Source organism: Arthrobacter sp. Z4-13 (genome assembly GCF_054792705.1).
The window spans coordinates 2,916,810-2,935,256 of the sequence record NZ_CP096459.1 but is presented as its reverse complement, the minus strand read 5'-3'; the positions used below and the strand labels follow the sequence as shown (position 1 = coordinate 2,935,256).

The window sequence follows — 18,447 nt, the reverse complement described above, 5'->3', positions numbered from 1 at the left end:
GTGAAGGTATTGATAGTCGGCGCGGGGCCGGCTGGTTCCACCGCCGCGTACTACCTTGCCAAAGCCGGCATCGACGTCACCGTCCTGGAGAAGACCAGCTTCCCGCGCGAAAAGGTCTGCGGCGACGGCCTCACCCCGCGCGCGGTCCGGGAAATCCAGAAACTCGGCCTGCCCCACCCCGAAGGTGAGGGCTGGCGCCGCAACAAGGGCCTGCGCCTGATTGCGGGCGGCCGGACCATCGAACTGCCGTGGCCCGAGGTTTCGGACTTTCCGCAGTACGGCCTCATCCGCACCCGGCTGGGTTTTGACGAGGAACTCGCCCGGCACGCACAGGCTGCCGGCGCCATCATCCTTGAACGGCACAGCGTGACCGAAGCCCTCCGGAACGACGACGGCCGCGTCACCGGCGTCCGCGCAGCGCTCCTGGACGAGGCCGGACGCAAGACGGGGGAAACGCACGAGTTCACTGCCGACGTCGTACTCGCCGCTGACGGAAACTCCACCCGCACAGCCGTGTCCCTCGGCATTCAGAAGCGTGACGACCGACCGCTGGGTGTCGCCGTCCGCACCTACTTCACCTCCCCGCGCACCGACGACGACTGGATGGAAGGCTGGCTGGAACTCCCCGGCCGCGACGGCAAGCTGCTGCCCGGTTACGGCTGGGTGTTCGGCGTGGGCGACGGCACGTCCAACGTGGGCCTGGGCATCCTGAACTCGTCCAAGGAATTCGGCAAGCTCGACTACAAGCAGGTCCTGCGCGAATGGACCGCCGGAATGCCCGCTGACTGGGGCTTCACGCCGGAGAACCAGGTGGGGGAGATCCGCGGCGCCGCGCTGCCCATGGGCTTCAACCGCACCCCCCACTACTCGCCCGGGCTGTTCCTCCTGGGCGACGCCGGCGGGATGGTCTCCCCGTTCAACGGCGAGGGCATCTCCTACGCCATGGAGTCCGCGCGCTTCGCCGCCGAGTTCATCATCGATGCCTCCTCGCGCACTGCCTCCTCAGGCGGAACGTACGACGCCGATACGCACCTCTCGCGGTACGGGGACTACGTGCGGGGCCAGTGGGGATCCCACTTCACGCTGGGGCGGGCGTTCGCCGCACTGATCGGCAAGCCAGCGGTCATGAAGCTTGCACTGCGGACCGGCATGCCCATCCCGGTGCTGATGCGGTTCGTGGTCCGGCTCCTGGCCAACCTCACGGACCCTGCTGCCAAGGGCTTCGAGGACCGGGTGATCCGGGTCCTGGAGTCGCTGGTTCCGGCCACATCCAATACATCCGCCACTCCGTCGGCTTCGAATCAGCGGTATCCGCAACAAAAAGTTAGGGTTAACCCGTGACCAAACCCGCAGACCACAGCTGGACGCACGCCGGACACGGCCTGCCGGACTCCGAACCCAGCCTCAATACCACCGCCATCGCGACGGGTTTGCAGCTGCCTGCGGGCTTCGCCGCCATCGCCGGAGATGCCGAGCTGGGGCCGGCCATCACCAACAACCTGGCCCGCGTGGAGAAAAAGCTGCGCGAGGCCATTGCCAACTCGGATCCGCTGGCTGACGCAACGTCGCGCCACCTGGTGGAAGCCGGCGGCAAGCGCATCCGGCCCTTGCTGACGCTCCTCTGTGCACACCTCGGTGACGCGTCGCTTCCCGCCGTGGTGCAGGCCGCCGTCGTGGTTGAACTGACGCACCTGGCCACCTTGTACCACGACGACGTAATGGACTCCGCACCGTTCCGCCGCGGTGCGCCGACTGCCCACGAAGTGTGGGGCAACTCAGTTGCCGTCCTCACCGGCGACCTGATTTTTGCCCGCGCTTCGATCCTGGTGTCCGAACTCGGCTCGCGGGCATTGGGCATCCAGGCCCGCACCTTCGAGCGGCTGTGCCTGGGCCAGCTGCACGAAACCGTGGGGCCGCGCCCGGACGAAGATCCGGTGGAGCACTACCTCTCGGTCATCGCAGACAAGACCGGCTCCCTGGTTGCTGCTTCCGGTCAGCTGGGCGCAATTTTCTCAGGCGCGGATGAAGCCTACGAATCCTTGCTGGTGGAGTACGGCGAGAAGGTTGGTGTAGCTTTCCAGCTTGCTGACGACGTCATTGATGTCACGGGCATCAAGGTCAAGTCCGGCAAGTCCCCGGGTACGGACCTGCGTGAAGGTGTTCCCACGCTGCCGGTGCTGCTCCTGCGCCGGGCCGCTGCGGACGGTGACCGCTCCGCCGTCGAACTTCTCCAGCTCATCGACGGCGACCTGACCTCTGATGAAGCCCTGGCCGAGGCGGTGGCGGGTCTGCGCGAGCACCCGGTCACGGCTGAATCCTGGGTTGTGGCGCGCGAGTGGGCCAATGAGGCCATCGCCGCCCTTGCCCCGTTGCCCGAAGGTGTGGTCAAGGAATCCCTGTCCAACTTCGCGATGGCTGTGGTGGACCGCGCCAGTTAGCTTTTCCTGTGGAAGCCCGGCTCCGTGGTGGTGCCGGGCTTTTGCTGTGGGCCTTGTGCTGTCCTGCCGGAGGTTATGTTAAACGGGACAGCCCCGGTCCCCAGCGCTGGATGACGAGTCATCCGTTGCTGTAAACCGAGGCTGCCTCTCCGTTCGCATCAGACCCGCCGGAGGCGTTTAGCGGATCCGTGAATAGTCTATGACACCTTTGTCACAGGACGCAAGTCCATTGTTACTACCCTTGTCAAAGACTTTCCGAAGCCTCTTCGGGGCACATTGGGCCAAGCGGCAAGGGGTTCCCCCCTGAAGTGTCGGCATGTCCGTGGCAAAGTGCCCCGCGAAGGTGCGCTTTCCACATACTGAAGGACCAAACTGCCCTTCGTGTTCCCGCCAGGACACTGTGGATGCATGGATATCGAGGTCTTTCTCGGCAGGCGCGCGGGTGTGGCGCGAAACTCGACCCTCCGCCATGCGGGGTTCCCCCGAAGCAGCATTGCTAAAGCCCAGGCCTCAGGCCGAATAGTGAGGCTGCGGCGGGGCATCTACAGCCTGCCCGGGGAGGCGGGAGTCCTTGGGATGGCCCTGCAGCATAACGCACTGCTGACCTGCCTGTCGGCCGCGCCGACGTATGGGCTGTGGACGTTGAACAAAGCAGCCGAAATACACCTGAGCTCCGGGCATCGGAGAACCCCGACGGGTGCACTTGCCCACGGCAGGTGTTCACATCCACGCCACCCCTGGCTGCCAGTTGCCGGATTGGCTGACGTGCTGATCCATTCCTTGCGATGCCTGCCTGAGATCGAGGCGTTGGTCATGGTCCAGTGCGCCGCGCAGAGTGGGGACATCACACTGGAGTTCCTTCGCCGCAAGCTCCCCGGGAATCGTAACGCCCGTGCCAGGGCGGTCCTGGAGTACGTGATCCCGAGGGCGGACTCCCTGCTGGAGGTGCTGGCAAACTATCACTTCCGGCGTGGGGGGCTGCATGTCCGCAGGCACGTGGAGGTGCCTGGAGTGGGGGAGGTGGATTTCCTGGTTGAGGACTGCCTGGTGGTGGAAACAGACGGTGCCACTCACCTGGAGCCGCGCCAGGTGAAGAAGGACCGGAGGCGCAACAACGCCACGCTGGCCGGCGGGTATCTGGTCCTTCGTTTCGGCTATGACGACGTCGTCCATCACCCCGGGCGGATGATGGAACGGGTGCTGGGGGTGCTTGAGTTGAGCCGGAGGGGAGCCTTCAGCGGAAGGTGAGCGCCGCCGTCGTGGGCTACTTTGAGCGGCGGCAACCCTGGTGTGGGCACGGCGCACGGCGCGCCAGTGTCAAAGTGCCCCGTTTCGGCAGGACCACCGCCAGAGGGAGGCCCTAGTCCTCGTCCTCGAAGGCCCACTCGAACATGTCGAACACGAACTCCGAGAATGTCCCCTCTTCGGACTTCCACTGGCCGCGGGTGTTGTTGCGGCGGTAGACGATGGGATCCGGGACGCCCAGGTCTCCGACGCGGAAGCCCCACGTGTACTCCTCTTCCTCATCCTCGAGGAACATGAGGAAGCCTTCGTCATCCACTTCGAGCTCATCGGGATCCCAGAAGTAGTGGTAGGCCTCCATCAGGTCCTCACAACCGCCAATGGCCAGGTAGAACTCGCGGAGGACCAGGGGAATCTGGAATTGGTGGTCGGCCAGGGCCTTGTCCAGCTCTTCAGCGGACAGCCCGTCCTCTTCCTGCCATTCGTCCTCGAGATACTTCGGAACCAGCGCACGGAATTTCTCGAGGAACATGTCAGTCATGCAAATATCCTAGCTAATCCCCGCCCCGTAATTCGCCGCCTCCAGAACCGCTGCGGTGCCATCCATTGACGGCCAGCGGGATGTACCAGGAGCGCCGCCAGGCCACCACCCGGAAGGCAAAAACAAGGGCAGCCACCACGCAGGCGGTCACCGCATTAAAGGCTCCCGTTACCCACAGCACCGTCGTCAGGGCCGCTCCGCTGAAGGCCGGCAGAGCGTAGAGGTCCCGGGAGTTGAACAGCTGAGGCACCTCGTTGGCGGTAATGTCCCGCAGCAGACCGCCGCCTACCGCGGTCGTGACACCCAGGAGCACGGCGGCCACCGGATTGACGCCGAACGAGAGCGCCTTCAGCGTGCCGGTGATGCAGAACAGGGCCAGCCCGCCGGCGTCGAACAGGACCAGCAGGGACGTGAAGCGTTCCACGCTGGAGAACAGGAAGTACACCAGGAACGTGGCCAGCATCGGCGGGAGGAGATACGCGGGGTTGCTGAAGGCCGCAGGGGGCGCAGCGCCGAGGATGATGTCGCGGATGACGCCGCCGCCCAGCGACACGAGGGAGGCCAGCAGGAGGGAGCCCACAATGTCGAACTGCTTCCGGGCCGCCAACAGGGATCCGGAGACAGCAAAGAAAAAGACACCGGCCAGATCCAGCCATACCAGGGCGATGTCAAAAGGGAATGTCATGGGAGCGTCCCGGCAATTCAAAGAGGGCGGACAGGGCGGCTCCAACGTTACGCTAGCCCCTATGAACAGCCCCATCATGATCGCCTGCGCCCATGGGACTTCCAGCACACAGGGCGCCGCGGAGGTCAACGCCCTGCGGGATGCCATTGCGGCGCTGCGCCCGGGCCTCGACGTGCGCGAAGCCTATGTGGACGTCCAGCAGCCGGACCTGGTGGACGTGGTGGCGGGCCTGCCGGAGGGTGAGTCCGCCGTCGTGGTGCCGCTGCTGCTCAGCGTTGGCTACCACGTGAAGGTGGACATCGCGCGGGCGGTTAAGAGCCGTCCGGGAAGTGCCGCGGCCGCACCGCTGGGACCGGATCCGCGCCTCGCTGCGCTGCTGGACCAGCGTCTGGGGGAGGCCGGGGTGACGGACCGCGACGTGATTATCCTGGCCGCCGCGGGCTCGTCGAACCCCAAGGCAGCGGTGAGCGTCGAGGAGCTGCTGGGCCAGCTTCAGGAGTTGCGGCCCAACCGGATGGTGGCCGCCTATGGTGCCTCCGCCAAGCCCTCCGTGCCCGACGCCGTCACGATGCTTCGTGAGGAACTTGAAGGAGGTGCCGGGGCGGGGGAGTCCGCCGGAGCCGTCGACGTCGGCGGGCGGGTGGTGATTGCCTCCTACCTCCTGGCGCCGGGCTACTTCCACGACCAGCTCGCCAAGGCGGGTGCCGACGTCGTGACGGAACCGCTGCTGCCGTCGCCGGTGCTGGCGGAGATCGCGCTGGAACGGTACGACGCCGCCGTCGCGAAAGCTTCCGAAACCGCAGCTGCGGCACCCCCGAAAGCCCCGGCCGGCGAGCCCGCCGCAGCCGGATCAGATGCACAGGAGGGTGGCTTCTTCAAGGCGGTCCGGCGTTTCGTGACGAAATATTTCCCTAGGTGACTCAACGTTTCCGGGCCTTTGTGACGCAATTCGGGCGGGACCTACAGTCGATGCATGACTGATACAGCTCTAGCCGGAGCGTCCGCGGACACCGCCGCCCCGAAGCGCCCGGCCCGCCCGTCCCGACCCGCCGCGAAGCCGCACGGTCAGTGGAAAGTGGACGGCAAAACGCCCCTGAACGCCAACGAAACCTGGAAACAGGAAGACGACGGCCTCAACGTGCGCGAGCGTATCGAGACCATCTACTCCAAGGAAGGCTTCGACGCCATCCCCGGCCAGGACCTGCACGGCCGGTTCCGCTGGTGGGGCTTGTACACGCAGCGCAAGCCAGGGATCGACGGCGGCAAGACCGCAACCCTTGAGCCGCACGAGCTCGAGGACAAGTACTTCATGCTCCGCGTGAGGATCGACGGCGGAGCGCTCACCACCGAGCAGCTGCGCGTTATCGGCCAGATCTCCGTTGACTTCGCCCGGGACTCGGCCGACCTCACCGACCGCCAGAACATCCAGCTGCACTGGATCCGTGTGGAGGACATCCCGGAGATCTGGACCCGCCTGGAAGCCGTTGGCCTGTCCACCACCGAGGCCTGCGGCGACGTTCCCCGCGTCATCCTGGGCTCGCCCGTGGCCGGCATTGCCAAGGACGAGATTATCGATCCCACTCCGCTCATCGAGGAGCTGGGGGAGCGGTTCATCGGCAACCCGCTGCTGTCCAACCTGCCGCGCAAGTACAAGACCGCCATCACCGGCCACCCCAGCCAGGACGTGGTCCACGAGATCAACGACTTCGCCCTGGTGGGTGTCCGCCACCCGGAGCTCGGCATCGGCTACGACCTCTGGGCCGGCGGCGCGCTGTCCACCAACCCGATGCTCGGCAAGCGGCTGGGCGCCTTCGTCCGGCCCGAGGAAGCTGCGGATGTGTGGCTGGGCGTCACCAGCATCTTCCGCGACTACGGATACCGCCGCATGCGCACCAAGGCCCGCCTGAAGTTCCTGATGGCTGACTGGGGTCCGGAGAAGTTCCGCCAGATCCTCGAGGACGAGTACCTGGGCTACAAGCTGGCCGACGGTCCGGCCGCGCCCAAGCCCACGTCTCCCGGTGACCACATCGGCATCCACGAGCAGAAGGACGGCAAGTTCTTTATCGGCGCCACCCCGTTGGCCGGCCGCCTGTCCGGCGCCGGGCTGGTCAAGCTTGCGGACACCCTTGAGGCGCGCGGCTCCTACCGCCTGCGCACCACGCCGCACCAGAAGCTGGTGGTCCTGGATGTTGCGAAGGACCAGGTGGAGCCCCTGGTGGCAGAGCTGGACGCGCTGGGCCTGTCCGCCCGCCCGTCCGTGTTCCGGCGCGGGACCATCGCCTGCACCGGCATCGAATACTGCAAGCTCGCCATTGTGGAGACCAAGCACACCGCGGCCACCGCCGTCGCCGAGCTGGAACGGCGCCTGGCCGACCTCGCCGCCTCCGGTGAACTGCCGCACGCGCTGTCGCTGCACATCAACGGCTGCCCCAACTCCTGCGCCCGCATCCAGACCGCGGACATCGGCCTCAAGGGCATGATGCTTCCCACGCCCGACGGCGACCCCTCCCCGGGTTTCCAGGTCCACCTGGGCGGCGGGCTGGCTTCCAACGAGCGTGAGGAAGCAGGCCTGGGACGCACGGTCCGCGGCCTCAAGGTTTACGTCGACGACCTGCCCGATTACGTGGAGCGCGTCGTCCGCACCTTCGTCGCCCAGCGCGCCGAAGGCCAGACCTTCGCCGAGTGGGCCCACGCAGCAGACGAGGAGGCCCTGCAGTGAGCAAGCACGCACTACCGCTGGCAGGCGATGCCGCCCAGGGAGTGGCATCGGGCCTGTCGGAGCCGCGCGCTGGGTTGATCGAAGATCAGCCGCGCGGCGAAGGGGCGGGGGCGGCATCGCCTGCGAAGCACCTTGCGCCCGCCCCGAAGCTCCGCAGCAAAGAAGAGCTGAAGGCCCTGGCCGAGGCCGGTGCTGCCGAGCTCGGCTGGGACGCCCCGGCCCGCGACGTGATCGCCTGGGTGGAGCGCAACTTCGACCTGCCCGCGGTCGCCGTCGCCTGCTCCATGGCCGACGCCGTCCTGCCCGCCCTGGTCGCGGACCAGCTGCCCGGCGTCGACGTCCTGTTCCTGGAGACCGGCTACCACTTCCCGGAAACCTACGCCACGCGGAACGAGGTGGCCGCGAACCTGCGTGTCAACGTGGTGGACGTCCTCCCAGAGAACACCGTGGAGCAGCAGGACCGGCTCCTGGGCAAGGACCTCTTCGCCCGTGACGCCGCCCAGTGCTGCGCGCTGCGCAAGGTGGCTCCGCTGCGCCGCACCCTGTCCGGCTATGAGGTATGGTTCACCGGGGTCCGCCGCGATGAGGCCCCCACCCGCACCAACACCCCGCTGGTGACGTGGGATGAGGCCAACGGCCTGGTCAAGGTCAACCCGGTGGCCGCATGGACGTTCGACCAGCTGGTCCAGTACTCGGACGACAACCTCCTGCCCGTCAACCCGCTGCTTTCCCAGGGTTACCCCTCCATTGGCTGCCAGCCCTGCACCCGGAAGGTGGCGCCGGGCGACGACCCCCGCGCCGGCCGCTGGGCGGGCTCCGACAAGACAGAATGCGGACTACACGTATGAGCACCCAAACCACCAACGAGGATCTGGAGCTGTCTGTGCTGGAAACTGACGCTACTGAGACGCCGTATGCCGCCCAGGGAGTGGCTTCGGGCCTGTCGGAGCCGCGCGCTGGACTGATCGAAGATCAGTCGCGCGGCGAAGGGGCGGGGGCGGCATTCGGCGGATCAACCCGACTGAGCAGCCTGGACACCCTCGAGTCCGAGGCCATCCACATCATCCGTGAGGTTGTTGCCGAGTTCGAGAAGCCCGCGCTGCTGTTCTCCGGCGGCAAGGACTCCGTGGTGATGCTGCACCTGGCCACCAAGGCGTTCTGGCCCGGCAAGGTCCCGTTCCCCGTGCTGCACGTGGACACCGGCCACAACTTCCCGGAGGTCATCGACTTCCGCGACCGCACCGTGGAGCGCCTGGGCCTGAAGCTGGTAGTGGGCTCCGTGCAGGAGTTCATCGACCGCGGCGAGCTTGCCGAGCGTGCCGACGGCACCCGCAACCCGCTGCAGACCGTCCCGCTGCTGGACGCCATCCAGCAGAACAAGTTCGACGCCGTTTTCGGCGGCGGCCGCCGGGACGAGGACAAGGCCCGCGCCAAGGAGCGCATCCTGAGCCTGCGCGACGAATTCGGCCAGTGGGATCCGCGCAACCAGCGCCCTGAGCTGTGGAACCTCTACAACGGCCGCCACACCGTGGGCCAGCACGTCCGCGCGTTCCCCATCAGCAACTGGACCGAGCTGGACATCTGGCGCTACATCGAGCGTGAGAACATCGAACTGCCCGGCCTGTACTACGCCCACGAGCGCGAGGTTTTCGCCCGCGACGGCATGTGGCGTGCAGTGGGAGAGGTTTCCCAGCCGCTGCCTTCCGAGGAAGTCATCACCAAGACCGTCCGCTACCGCACCGTGGGGGACATGTCCTGCACCGGCGCCGTCGAATCGGACGCGTACACCGTCTCCGACGTGGTGGTTGAAGTCGCTGCCTCCACCCTGACCGAACGTGGCGCCACCCGTGCAGATGACCGCATCTCCGAGGCCGCCATGGAAGACCGCAAGAAGGACGGGTATTTCTAAATGAGCACCGACACTTTGGCTTCGGAGCTGGAGACAGCCCTGCCAACGACCCTTTTCCGGTTCGCCACCGCAGGATCGGTCGACGACGGCAAGTCCACTTTGGTGGGCCGCCTCCTTCACGATTCCAAGGCCATCCTGGCTGACACGCTCGACGCCGTGGCCCGCACGTCCGCGGACCGCGGGTTCGGCGGGGACAAGGGCGGCATCGACCTTGCCCTGCTGACCGACGGCCTGCGCGCCGAGCGCGAACAGGGCATCACCATCGACGTGGCTTACCGCTACTTCGCCACGGACCGCCGCAGCTTCATCCTTGCCGACTGCCCCGGGCACGTTCAGTACACCAAGAACACGGTGACCGGCGCGTCCACCGCGGATGCCGTCGTCGTACTCATCGACGCCCGCAAGGGGGTGCTGGAGCAGACCCGCCGGCACCTGTCCGTGCTGCAGCTGCTGCGCGTGGCGCACGTGATTGTGGCCGTGAACAAGATCGACCTGGTGGACTTCAGCGAGTCCGTGTTCCGCGAGATCGAAGCGGACGTGCAGCAGGTAGGCCGCGAGCTCGGGCTGGGTTCAGACGGCATCACCGATCTGCTGGTGGTGCCCGTGTCCGCGCTCGACGGCGACAACGTGGTGGAGCGCTCGGAGCGGACCCCCTGGTACACCGGCCCCGCGCTGCTCGAGGTCCTTGAGACCCTGCCCGCAGCCGACGAGCTGGAAAGCCACCTGGAGAGCTTCCGTTTCCCGGTGCAGCTGGTCATCCGGCCGCAGGGCGCCCTGGCTCCCGACGCCGTCGCAGCCGGTCTGGATGTGGAGGCCTATCGTGACTACCGCGCATACGCCGGTCAGATCACTGAGGGCTCGGTCAAGGTGGGGGACAGGGTTTCCGTCCTGACCCCTGGCCAGGACCCCCGCACCACCACCGTGGTGGGCATCGACTTCGCCGGCGCCTCGCTGGATGAAGCCTCAGCCCCGCAGTCTGTTGCCCTCCGCCTCGCCGAGGAATTTGACGTCGCCCGTGGTGACACCATCGCCGCTGCCGGAACTGTCCGTGAAGCTTCGGCGGATGTGTACGCGTCGCTGTGCTGGCTGTCCCCGAAGCCGCTGCGCGAAGGCGCCAAGGTGCTGGTTAAGCACGGCACCCGCACCGTGCAGGCACTGGTGCGCAACGTTGGCGGCAAGCTGGACCTGGCCACCTTCAAGCTGGAGCCGGCGTCCACCCTGGAACTGAACGACATCGGCCACGCGCAGCTCCGGCTCGCCGCGCCGCTGCCGCTCGAGAACTACCTGCACCACCGCCGCACCGGTGCGTTCCTGGTAATCGACCCGCTGGACGGCAACACGCTGGCCGCCGGCCTCGTCAAGGACCATCCGGGCGACCACGAGGACGAGCGCTACTCGATCTAGTCTCTGACAACGAAACCGCGGCTTGTCCGCGAAACCTGACCTTCACAGCCGGGTTTTGCGAACAGGCCGCGGTTTTGTCGTCCCGTTTTCCGGGTAGGAGGCCAGGCATGGAGACCATCAACAGCAAGCTGCTCAACTGGGCTTCGATCCTTGACCCCCAGACGCGGGAACAGGCCGTGATGACTGCCGAGCTGCCGTTCATCTATCCGCATCTGGCGCTGATGCCGGACGCTCACCTTGGCAAAGGCGCCACGGTGGGGTCAGTCATTCCCACGCTGAACGCGATCATCCCGGCGGCGGTGGGAGTGGACATCGGCTGCGGCATGATCGCGGTGCGGACCCAGTACTCGCTGGCGGACCTGCCGAAGGACCGCCGGCGGCTCCGCGAGGACATCGAACGCGTGGTTCCGCTGTCCGCCGGGCACAACAACAAAAAAGTGCTGCCCACGGCGGAGCCCCGGATTGCGGAGCTGAAGCAACTGGCGGCGAAAGCTGGCTTCAATCCCGCCCAGTACGTGACGAAGTGGGACCTGCAGCTGGGGTCCCTGGGCTCGGGCAACCACTTCATCGAGGTCTGTGCGGACGAAAACGACGACGTCTGGCTGTTCCTGCACTCCGGCTCACGGGGCGTGGGCAACAAGATCGCCCAGCACCACATCGGCGTCGCCCAACACGTGTCCCGGAAGAACCAGATCCGCCTGCCGCACCCGGACCTCGCCTACCTGGACGAGGGCACCCCACAGTTCGACCGGTACATCGCGGAGCTGCGCTGGGCCCAGCATTTTGCACTGCTGAACCGGGAAGAAATGATGGACCGCGTCAGCACGCAGTTCGGCCACTGGGTGGGCGGCGCGGTGCACGAACGGGAGCGGATCAACTGCCACCACAACTTCACCCAGCAGGAGACGCACTACGGCAAATCCCTGTGGGTGTCGCGGAAGGGCGCCATCAAAGCCGCGCCGGGCGATCCCGGACTCATTCCCGGTTCCATGGGAACGGCGTCGTACGTGGTGGAGGGACGTGGCAACCCCGCTTCCCTGAATTCCTCGCCGCACGGGGCAGGCCGGGAGTACTCGCGCAATGCGGCCCGCAAGACGTTCTCCCTTGAGGAGCTGAAGAAGGCCATGCGGGGCATCGAGTTCCGGGCGTCCGAGGCGTTCATCGATGAGATCCCTGCTGCCTACAAATCGATTGACCAGGTGATGCAGGACGCCGCCGACCTCGTCACGGTCCGGCACAAGTTGCGGCAGCTGATCAACGTCAAGGGCAACTGACGGACTGGTGTTGCTGCCCGCTGGTGTCGCTGCCGAGCCCCTAGGTGGTCGCGTCAACCACCTCGGCCGCGACCCTGGTCTGTGTTGCCTCAAGCCACGTTTTTGCCTGGGCAGGATCGTCGGCCGTTCCGCCGTCGGCATTCAGCTCCAGGGCCCGGTCCAGGTCTTCGCCGCTCCGCAGGGGCCAGACGTGGACCTCCATGCCGGCTGCCTGCAGCTGTTCCACGTGCATGCGAGTGAGATGCTCAAATCCCGTGTACAGCGCGCTTGCGCCGGTAATGATGAGGACGTCTTCAAGTTCTTCCTGCTGCCGTCGGGTAGCCGGGAAAGTGCTGACAATGAGTCCGCGGGGAACTGCCGGTAGGTGCAGCGCGAGGAGGAACAGGGCCTGCGGGAGGAAGGTCGAGAACTTGACGCGGCCGGTATGGGACGGATTCTGTGCGAGCAGTTGGACCAGGGCAGGGACAGCGGACGCGTCCTTGATCTCCACCTGAAGCGTGGCGTTGGTCAGCTCGAGGACTTCGGCAAAGGTCAAAATGGGCTGTCCGGAGTCCAACGGAACCTCGTGCACCTGGGCCAGCGTTAGCCCGGCGATGGGCGTCGCCACGTTCGGCCCTCCCGCTGCCAGCCGCTCAAGGGTTGGATCATGAAGGACGATGGGGACGCCATCGGCAGTGATGCGCACGTCGAGTTCAATTTCGTCAACACCGGCGGCTTCCGCCAGGCGAAACGACGCCGCGCTGTTCTCGGGTGCCAGGGCCATGGCCCCGCGATGGCCAACCACCGCGAAGCCGGTACTGCGTGGGTCGGGTCGGGAGTTGTTTTTTGGAAGGTCAGAGGGAAATTGCAGAGCGGGAAGCACCTGGTTGTTGGTCACCCACCAGAACCTATGAAGGCAAGGTCAACTCGCAGGTGGAGCAACCTTAACGGGGCAACAACATCCGGTCAAAAGCCTGGGCGTGGTGCCGGCTGCAGGGACAGAAGCCGCACACGGCGCACGTCAGCCGAGGTCAGGTTTCTGATTCAGGGCTGCCTGCAGGAGATAGGTGGTCTGCCTGCTGCACTGCGTGATCCGCCGAAGGTGGGCGACCGCCAGCTGAGGCAGAGTGACGGCCGGGTCGGCGTCACTGGTGTCGTTCCGAATGGCCTGCTCCAGATCCATTGCCAGCCCGGCCAGCCGCTCCGCCCCGACCATCTGGCTGGAGGTCTTGAGGCTGAGGACCGCGTCTATTGCGCCCCTTAGGTCTCCGGTGGTCAGGGCCTGCCGCAGCCGCTCGCTCCGTTCGGGCAGGTGCGCGATGAAGTTCTGTACGAATACCTTCCAGACTCCTTCGTCGTCGTCGAGCTCCTCCCGCAATCTCACCAGCACGCTTGGGTCCAGGAGGGGTGCGTAGCCGTCGCCCTGGGTCACAGGTGCCCCCCATGGCCAGTCCTCGCACCGGGCGTGCACCAATGACGCAACGGCCGCCTGCAAACTCGCAAACCCATGACGAACCCCTGAAGCTCAAAACTTCGGTGCGCCTCCCAGCAGGACTTTCAATGGAGAATACGGGGCAGCCCTTGCTGAGGCACGAGTAGTGAGTACTCGAATCTGTTGGTGGGGGAAATCTACGGATTCCAAGTGGCGGGCCGCTCTCGCCGGAATATGACGCTAGATGAACCCGCGTGACCCCCCGTTTCCGCTTCATTGAACGGCTTTGGGCCACTCCCTATGGTGAAACAATGACTACTTCCAAGCCCGGGATGACCCGCATCGTGGCAGGCGAAAGCGCGGTTCCCAAGCGCAGGCGTGCCATCGAGGCGGCCCTGGCCGTTGGGCTGGTCCTGTTGATTGTGGTGGGCGCCGTGGTGGCATCCACTGTTTCGCGTAACACTGAGGCCCAGGCTGTGGAGCCCACCCCGGCATCGGAGCTGAAACTGGGCTATTTCGGCAACGTCACGCATGCGCCTGCGCTGGTAGGCATCAAGGAAGGCTTCCTTGCAGAGGCCTTGGGCAGTACCGTTCTCAGCACCGAAACCTTCAACGCCGGCCCCGCAGCCATTGAGGCTTTGAACGCAGGCGCCATTGACGCGGCCTACATCGGCCCCAACCCGGCCATCAACTCCTTCGTGAAGAGCCAGGGCGAGTCCGTCAGGATCGTCGCAGGCGCTGCCGCCGGCGGCGCGCAGCTGGTGGTCAAACCCGAAGTCAACTCAGCGGCAGACCTGAAGGGCAAGACGTTGGCTTCCCCGCAGCTCGGCGGCACGCAGGATGTGGCCCTTCGCTCCTGGCTGGCGGACCAGGGGTACAAAACCAACGTTGACGGCAGCGGCGACGTCGCCATCAACCCCACGGAAAACGCGCAGACGCTGAAGCTGTTCCAGGACGGAAAGCTCGACGGCGCGTGGCTGCCCGAGCCGTGGGCGTCCAGGCTGGTGCTTCAAGCCGGAGCAAAGGTACTCGTAGATGAAAAGGACCTGTGGGACGGCAGCAGTACCGGCAAACCCGGCGAGTTCCCGACAACTGTCCTGATCGTGAACCAAAAATTCGCGGCCGACCACCCGGACACCGTGAAGGCGCTGCTGGCGGGCCATGCGAAGTCGGTCGCCTGGCTGAACGAAGCGCCCGCCGAGCAGAAGGCCGCCGTCATCAACTCGGCCCTGCAGGAATCAGCCGGCGCAGCCCTGGCCGATGACGTCCTCGCACGGTCCCTGGCCAACATCACCTTCACCCTGGACCCGCTGGCCGGCAGCTACCCCCGGCTGCTGCAGGACGGAGTGGAGGCCGGCACCACCAGGCAGGCCGACATTAACGGGCTGTTCAGCCTCCGTCCGCTCAACGACGTCATCGCCACCGGCGGCGGCACCGCACCTGTTTCAGCCGCCGGCCTCGGCCAGGACTGAACCCTTACCAACTACCTAAGGACGGCACCATGCCAGTCGTACTGGAACATCTGGGCAAGAGCTTCGGCGACGGCGCCCCGGTACTGGACGACGTCAACGCCAACATCGGCAAGGGCGAGTTTGTTGCCCTCCTCGGTGCCTCCGGCTGCGGCAAGTCCACCCTGCTGAACATCATGGCGGGACTGGAGGCCCCGTCGTCGGGCGCGCTGGAAGTGCCCAGCGATGGCGCGGCCTTTATGTTCCAGGACGCCGCCCTGTTCCCCTGGCTCACGGCCCGGGAGAACATTGAGCTGGCCCTGAAGCTGCGCGGCGTGGGCAAGGCCGAGCGCAAGCTCAAGGCGCAGGAGCTCCTCGAGCTGGTGCACCTGGGCACGGCCGGGGACAAGCGCCCCCACGAGCTCTCCGGCGGCATGCGCCAGCGCGTATCCCTGGCGCGGTCGCTGGCACAGGACCGGCAGCTGCTCCTCATGGACGAGCCGTTCGCCGCCCTGGACGCCATTACACGCGACCTGCTGCACGACGAGCTCGAGCGCATTTGGAAGGAAACCGGGCGCACCATCGTTTTCGTGACCCACAACGTCCGCGAGGCCGTCCGACTGGGCCAGCGGGTGCTGCTGCTGTCCTCCCGCCCCGGCCGCGTTGTCCAGGAATGGGCCGTCACCGAGGAACACCGAACCGACGCCGGGCTCGCCGGCCAGCTGACCGGGGTCATCACTGCCCGGCTGCGTGAGGAGATTCGCCGCCATGCCAAGTAAGTCGTTGTCCGGTTCCGCGCCCGATGCCGCCCCCGCCCCTTCGCCGGACCGCTTTCGTCCTGCGGACGAAGCGGCCGGCTTCGACAGGCCCGATGCCACTCCCTGGGCGGCATCGGGCGCTGCGCCTGCATCCACTCAGCACGTTCATGCCGCTTTAACGAGAAGTTCTTCGGGGCGTGAGGACCTGCGGGAACTCGAGTCCGGTCTTGACTCACTGCAGTCCGACGCCGACCGCAAACACCGGGTCGACTGGAGCCGCGTGCTCCTGCCCATCGCGGCCCTGGTGGCCCTGGTGCTCATCTGGCAGTTCTACGTCTCGCTCGGGGTGAAACGCCGCGACCTGGTGCCCGGTCCGCTGGACGTGGTGACCCAGATGGGCGTGCTCTGGAGTGACGGCAAGCTGCAGGAATCTGTCTGGACTTCCATGCAGCGTGGGGTTGTCGGGTTCGTGATCAGTGTGGCCATCGCAACTCCGGTAGGCCTGTTGCTGGCCCAGGTGGCTCCGCTCCGCCGTGCCTTCGGACCCTTGATTTCCGGGCTGCAGGTGCTGCCCTCAGTGGCCTGGGTGCCGGCTGCCATCATCTGGTTCGGGCTCACCGACGCCACCGTGTACTTCGTGATCTTTATGGGCGCCATTCCGTCCATCATCAACGGCCTCATCTCCGGCGTGGACCAGATTCCGCCGCAGTACCGCCGGGTGGGCACCGTCCTGGGTGCCAGCAGGCTCCAGATGGCGCTGCAGATCATCCTCCCCGCCGCACTGCCGGGGTACCTTAGCGGCCTCAAACAGGGCTGGGCCTTCTCCTGGCGCTCACTTATGGCTGCGGAAATCATTGCCGTGGGCGGCACTATCGGCTTCGGCCTGGGCTCCCTGCTGGACCAGGGCCGGCAACTGTCCGACATGTCAGTGGTGATGGCGGCGATCCTGTTGATCCTCGCCGTCGGCATCCTGATCGAACTGCTGGTGTTCGCGCCGGTTGAGAAGCGCCTCCTCCGCCGCCGCGGCCTCCTGTCCGGCAGCACGCGGTAGCCCCAACACAACCTCTGTAGAGCCCGACGGCGACTCCCGCCGTCGGGCTCTGCTGTTCCCCGGACGCGTTCGCGTCACTTTTGGCACCTGGGCCTCCCCTCCGCCCACCAGGAGCGGCCAAACTGGGGCGCTTTGACACGGACACGCCGCAGACTCAGCCGATAGCGCCCCTCGCCGACGCATAGTGCCCCGCGACGGAGGGCGACGCCGGCCCAACCTTGTGTGACGCAGCGTTACCTTACGTGAACTGGTGTTGCTCGGCCTTTGTGGGCCATTGTGACGCGGCCCTACCGTTGATTCATGGCAATTCAGGATATTTACCCCACAGCGCTGCGGTTGCTCGGCCGCCCCGTGCTGGTGGTGGGCGGCGGCCCGGTGGCCGCGCGCCGCGCCAAGGGCCTGCTCGACGCCGGTGCAGTGGTCACCGTCGTGGCTCCGGTTGCCTCTGACGCGCTCAAGGAACTGGCCGACGCCGGCCTCCTCACCTGGGAGCCGCGCACCTACTCTTCATCCGACGTCGACGGCGTATGGTTCGTCCAGACCGCCACGGGAGACCTGAAGGTGGACGCCCAGGTCTCCGCCGACGCCGAGGCGCAGCGTATCTGGTGCGTCAACGCCTCCGACCATGAAGTCTCCGCCGCGTGGACCCCCGCCGTCGCCGAGGTGGACGATGTCAAGATCGCCGTGAACGCCGGGGGAGACCCGCGCCGCGCCATGGCCGTCCGGGACGCCGTCGCCACCGCCCTGGAAACCGGAGACCTGCCGCTGCGCCGCCGCCGCGCATCCGCGGGAAGTGTCGCCCTCGTCGGCGGCGGTCCCGGGGACCCCGGCCTCATAACCGTCCGCGGCCGCCGCCTCCTGGGCCAGGCCGACGTCGTCGTCGCAGACCGCCTTGGCCCGCGCGGGCTTCTGAACGAACTTGCTCCTGATGTCCGCGTCATCGAGGTCGGCAAGACCCCCGGCCACCACCCCGTCCCGCAGTCAGAGATCAACCGAATCCTCGTGGAGGAAGCCCTCAAGGGTCACCACGTGGTCCGGCTCAAGGGCGGCGACCCGTACGTGCTGGGGCGCGGCGGCGAGGAAGCCGAGTACTGCCGGCAGCACGGCGTCGAGGTTGAGGTGGTTTCGGGCGTCACGTCCGCAATTTCCGTTCCCGCCGCCGCCGGCATCCCGGTGACGCACCGTGGGCTGGCCAAGGGCTTCAGCGTGGTGACCGGGCACGAGGAACTGTCCGAAGTGCCTGCCCGCGCGGACCACACGGTTGTCCTGCTGATGGGTGTGGGCCAGCTGCGTGAATCGGCGTCCGCTCTGGGCAAAGCCGGTCTGCCCGGGGACACCCCGGTTGGTATTGTGGAAAACGGCTATTTGCCCAACCAGCGCGTCACTATCGGCACCCTCGGTTCCATTGCGGACCAAGCGGAAGCTGCCGGCGTCGCAAATCCGGCAGTCATTGTCATCGGTGACGTGGTGCGCGTGAGCCCGTTTGCGCCGTCGCACTTCAAAACCGCTGACTACAGCACCATCACCCCGAACAGCCCCCGCGTCCTCACCACCTAGCCCACCAACC

The 18,447-nt window shown here is 66.4% G+C and carries 17 protein-coding genes and 1 pseudogene; 14 read left to right on the top strand and 4 right to left on the bottom strand.

Going from position 1 to position 18,447, the window contains the following annotated elements; all coding sequences use genetic code 11:
- The 4 genes and pseudogenes from M1E07_RS15365 to M1E07_RS15350 all read left to right on the top strand — a co-directional run bounded on the left by M1E07_RS15365 (position 1) and on the right by M1E07_RS15350 (position 3,686).
- Entirely contained in the window at positions 1-1,341 is a 1,341-nt protein-coding gene (locus M1E07_RS15365) for a geranylgeranyl reductase family protein (protein ID WP_461187495.1), read from the top strand.
- Positions 1,338-2,438 (top strand): polyprenyl synthetase family protein, encoded by a 1,101-nt coding sequence (locus M1E07_RS15360; protein WP_461187494.1) that lies wholly within the window; start codon positions 1,338-1,340, stop codon positions 2,436-2,438. Before M1E07_RS15365 ends, M1E07_RS15360 begins: the two co-directional genes overlap by 4 nt.
- Positions 2,439-2,846: 408 nt before the next feature.
- Positions 2,847-2,981: pseudogene (locus tag M1E07_RS15355) on the top strand (type IV toxin-antitoxin system AbiEi family antitoxin domain-containing protein); the annotation flags it as partial.
- A 222-nt stretch (positions 2,982-3,203) separates the two neighbouring features.
- Positions 3,204-3,686 (top strand): endonuclease domain-containing protein, encoded by a 483-nt coding sequence (locus M1E07_RS15350; RefSeq protein ID WP_461190412.1) that lies wholly within the window; start codon positions 3,204-3,206, stop codon positions 3,684-3,686.
- Positions 3,687-3,798: 112 nt separating this feature from the next.
- On the opposite strand, the gene M1E07_RS15345 is transcribed toward M1E07_RS15350, so the two are convergent.
- The gene (locus M1E07_RS15345) at positions 3,799-4,221 is read right to left on the bottom strand and encodes a hypothetical protein (RefSeq protein WP_461187493.1); all 423 of its coding nucleotides are present in this window, start codon (positions 4,219-4,221) and stop codon (positions 3,799-3,801) included.
- Between the two features lie 13 nt (positions 4,222-4,234).
- Complete coding sequence (locus M1E07_RS15340) at positions 4,235-4,906, bottom strand: trimeric intracellular cation channel family protein (RefSeq protein WP_461187492.1); 672 nt, start codon at positions 4,904-4,906, stop codon at positions 4,235-4,237.
- A gap of 61 nt (positions 4,907-4,967) precedes the next feature.
- On the opposite strand from M1E07_RS15340, the gene M1E07_RS15335 reads away from it, so the two are divergent.
- From M1E07_RS15335 to M1E07_RS15310, 6 genes are all read left to right on the top strand, one after another.
- Positions 4,968-5,825: a sirohydrochlorin chelatase gene (locus M1E07_RS15335; RefSeq protein WP_461187491.1), complete on the top strand. Its 858-nt coding sequence runs from the start codon at positions 4,968-4,970 to the stop codon at positions 5,823-5,825.
- 54 nt (positions 5,826-5,879) lie between these two features.
- Positions 5,880-7,625: a nitrite/sulfite reductase gene (locus M1E07_RS15330; protein WP_461187490.1), complete on the top strand. Its 1,746-nt coding sequence runs from the start codon at positions 5,880-5,882 to the stop codon at positions 7,623-7,625.
- 167 nt (positions 7,626-7,792) lie between these two features.
- Complete coding sequence (locus M1E07_RS15325) at positions 7,793-8,473, top strand: phosphoadenylyl-sulfate reductase (protein WP_461190411.1); 681 nt, start codon at positions 7,793-7,795, stop codon at positions 8,471-8,473.
- A complete protein-coding gene (gene cysD / locus M1E07_RS15320) occupies positions 8,470-9,534 on the top strand; it encodes a sulfate adenylyltransferase subunit CysD (protein WP_461187489.1) in 1,065 nt (354 codons plus the stop codon). Before M1E07_RS15325 ends, cysD begins: the two co-directional genes overlap by 4 nt.
- Positions 9,535-10,938: a sulfate adenylyltransferase subunit 1 gene (locus tag M1E07_RS15315; protein ID WP_461187488.1), complete on the top strand. Its 1,404-nt coding sequence runs from the start codon at positions 9,535-9,537 to the stop codon at positions 10,936-10,938. It begins immediately after the preceding gene.
- Between the two features lie 107 nt (positions 10,939-11,045).
- Positions 11,046-12,212, top strand: a complete 1,167-nt coding sequence (locus tag M1E07_RS15310) for an RtcB family protein (protein ID WP_461187487.1) — start codon at positions 11,046-11,048, stop codon at positions 12,210-12,212.
- Between the two features lie 40 nt (positions 12,213-12,252).
- Here the strand turns inward: M1E07_RS15310 and M1E07_RS15305 are convergent, their stop codons facing one another.
- Together M1E07_RS15305 and M1E07_RS15300 are read right to left on the bottom strand one after the other, a co-directional pair.
- Positions 12,253-13,089, bottom strand: coding sequence for a glycerophosphodiester phosphodiesterase (locus tag M1E07_RS15305; RefSeq protein ID WP_461187486.1), 837 nt, complete (start codon positions 13,087-13,089; stop codon positions 12,253-12,255).
- Positions 13,090-13,212: 123 nt separating this feature from the next.
- Positions 13,213-13,623, bottom strand: coding sequence for an Hpt domain-containing protein (locus M1E07_RS15300; protein WP_461187485.1), 411 nt, complete (start codon positions 13,621-13,623; stop codon positions 13,213-13,215).
- Positions 13,624-13,955: 332 nt separating this feature from the next.
- Between M1E07_RS15300 and M1E07_RS15295 the strand changes: the two genes are divergently transcribed.
- From M1E07_RS15295 to cobA, 4 genes are all read left to right on the top strand, one after another.
- The gene (locus tag M1E07_RS15295; protein ID WP_461190410.1) at positions 13,956-15,095 is read left to right on the top strand and encodes an ABC transporter substrate-binding protein; all 1,140 of its coding nucleotides are present in this window, start codon (positions 13,956-13,958) and stop codon (positions 15,093-15,095) included.
- Between the two features lie 29 nt (positions 15,096-15,124).
- Positions 15,125-15,850, top strand: a complete 726-nt coding sequence (locus M1E07_RS15290; protein ID WP_461187484.1) for an ABC transporter ATP-binding protein — start codon at positions 15,125-15,127, stop codon at positions 15,848-15,850.
- Complete coding sequence (locus tag M1E07_RS15285; protein ID WP_461187483.1) at positions 15,840-16,880, top strand: ABC transporter permease; 1,041 nt, start codon at positions 15,840-15,842, stop codon at positions 16,878-16,880. Before M1E07_RS15290 ends, M1E07_RS15285 begins: the two co-directional genes overlap by 11 nt.
- A gap of 300 nt (positions 16,881-17,180) precedes the next feature.
- Positions 17,181-18,437 (top strand): uroporphyrinogen-III C-methyltransferase, encoded by a 1,257-nt coding sequence (gene cobA / locus M1E07_RS15280; RefSeq protein WP_461187482.1) that lies wholly within the window; start codon positions 17,181-17,183, stop codon positions 18,435-18,437.
- The last annotated feature ends 10 nt before the right edge of the window (positions 18,438-18,447 follow it).

Excerpts from the sequence above, each read along its gene's own strand:
- M1E07_RS15295 (WP_461190410.1), top strand. The coding sequence starts at position 13,956 with ATGACCCGCATCGTGGCAGGCGAAAGCGCGGTTCCCAAGCGCAGGCGT.
- M1E07_RS15335 (WP_461187491.1), top strand. The coding sequence starts at position 4,968 with ATGAACAGCCCCATCATGATCGCCTGCGCCCATGGGACTTCCAGCACA.
- M1E07_RS15345 (WP_461187493.1), bottom strand. The coding sequence starts at position 4,221 with ATGACTGACATGTTCCTCGAGAAATTCCGTGCGCTGGTTCCGAAGTAT.
- M1E07_RS15330 (WP_461187490.1), top strand. The coding sequence starts at position 5,880 with ATGACTGATACAGCTCTAGCCGGAGCGTCCGCGGACACCGCCGCCCCG.
- M1E07_RS15285 (WP_461187483.1), top strand. The coding sequence starts at position 15,840 with ATGCCAAGTAAGTCGTTGTCCGGTTCCGCGCCCGATGCCGCCCCCGCC.
- M1E07_RS15315 (WP_461187488.1), top strand. The coding sequence starts at position 9,535 with ATGAGCACCGACACTTTGGCTTCGGAGCTGGAGACAGCCCTGCCAACG.
- M1E07_RS15310 (WP_461187487.1), top strand. The coding sequence starts at position 11,046 with ATGGAGACCATCAACAGCAAGCTGCTCAACTGGGCTTCGATCCTTGAC.
- cysD (WP_461187489.1), top strand. The coding sequence starts at position 8,470 with ATGAGCACCCAAACCACCAACGAGGATCTGGAGCTGTCTGTGCTGGAA.
- M1E07_RS15290 (WP_461187484.1), top strand. The coding sequence starts at position 15,125 with ATGCCAGTCGTACTGGAACATCTGGGCAAGAGCTTCGGCGACGGCGCC.
- cobA (WP_461187482.1), top strand. The coding sequence starts at position 17,181 with ATGGCAATTCAGGATATTTACCCCACAGCGCTGCGGTTGCTCGGCCGC.
- M1E07_RS15340 (WP_461187492.1), bottom strand. The coding sequence starts at position 4,906 with ATGACATTCCCTTTTGACATCGCCCTGGTATGGCTGGATCTGGCCGGT.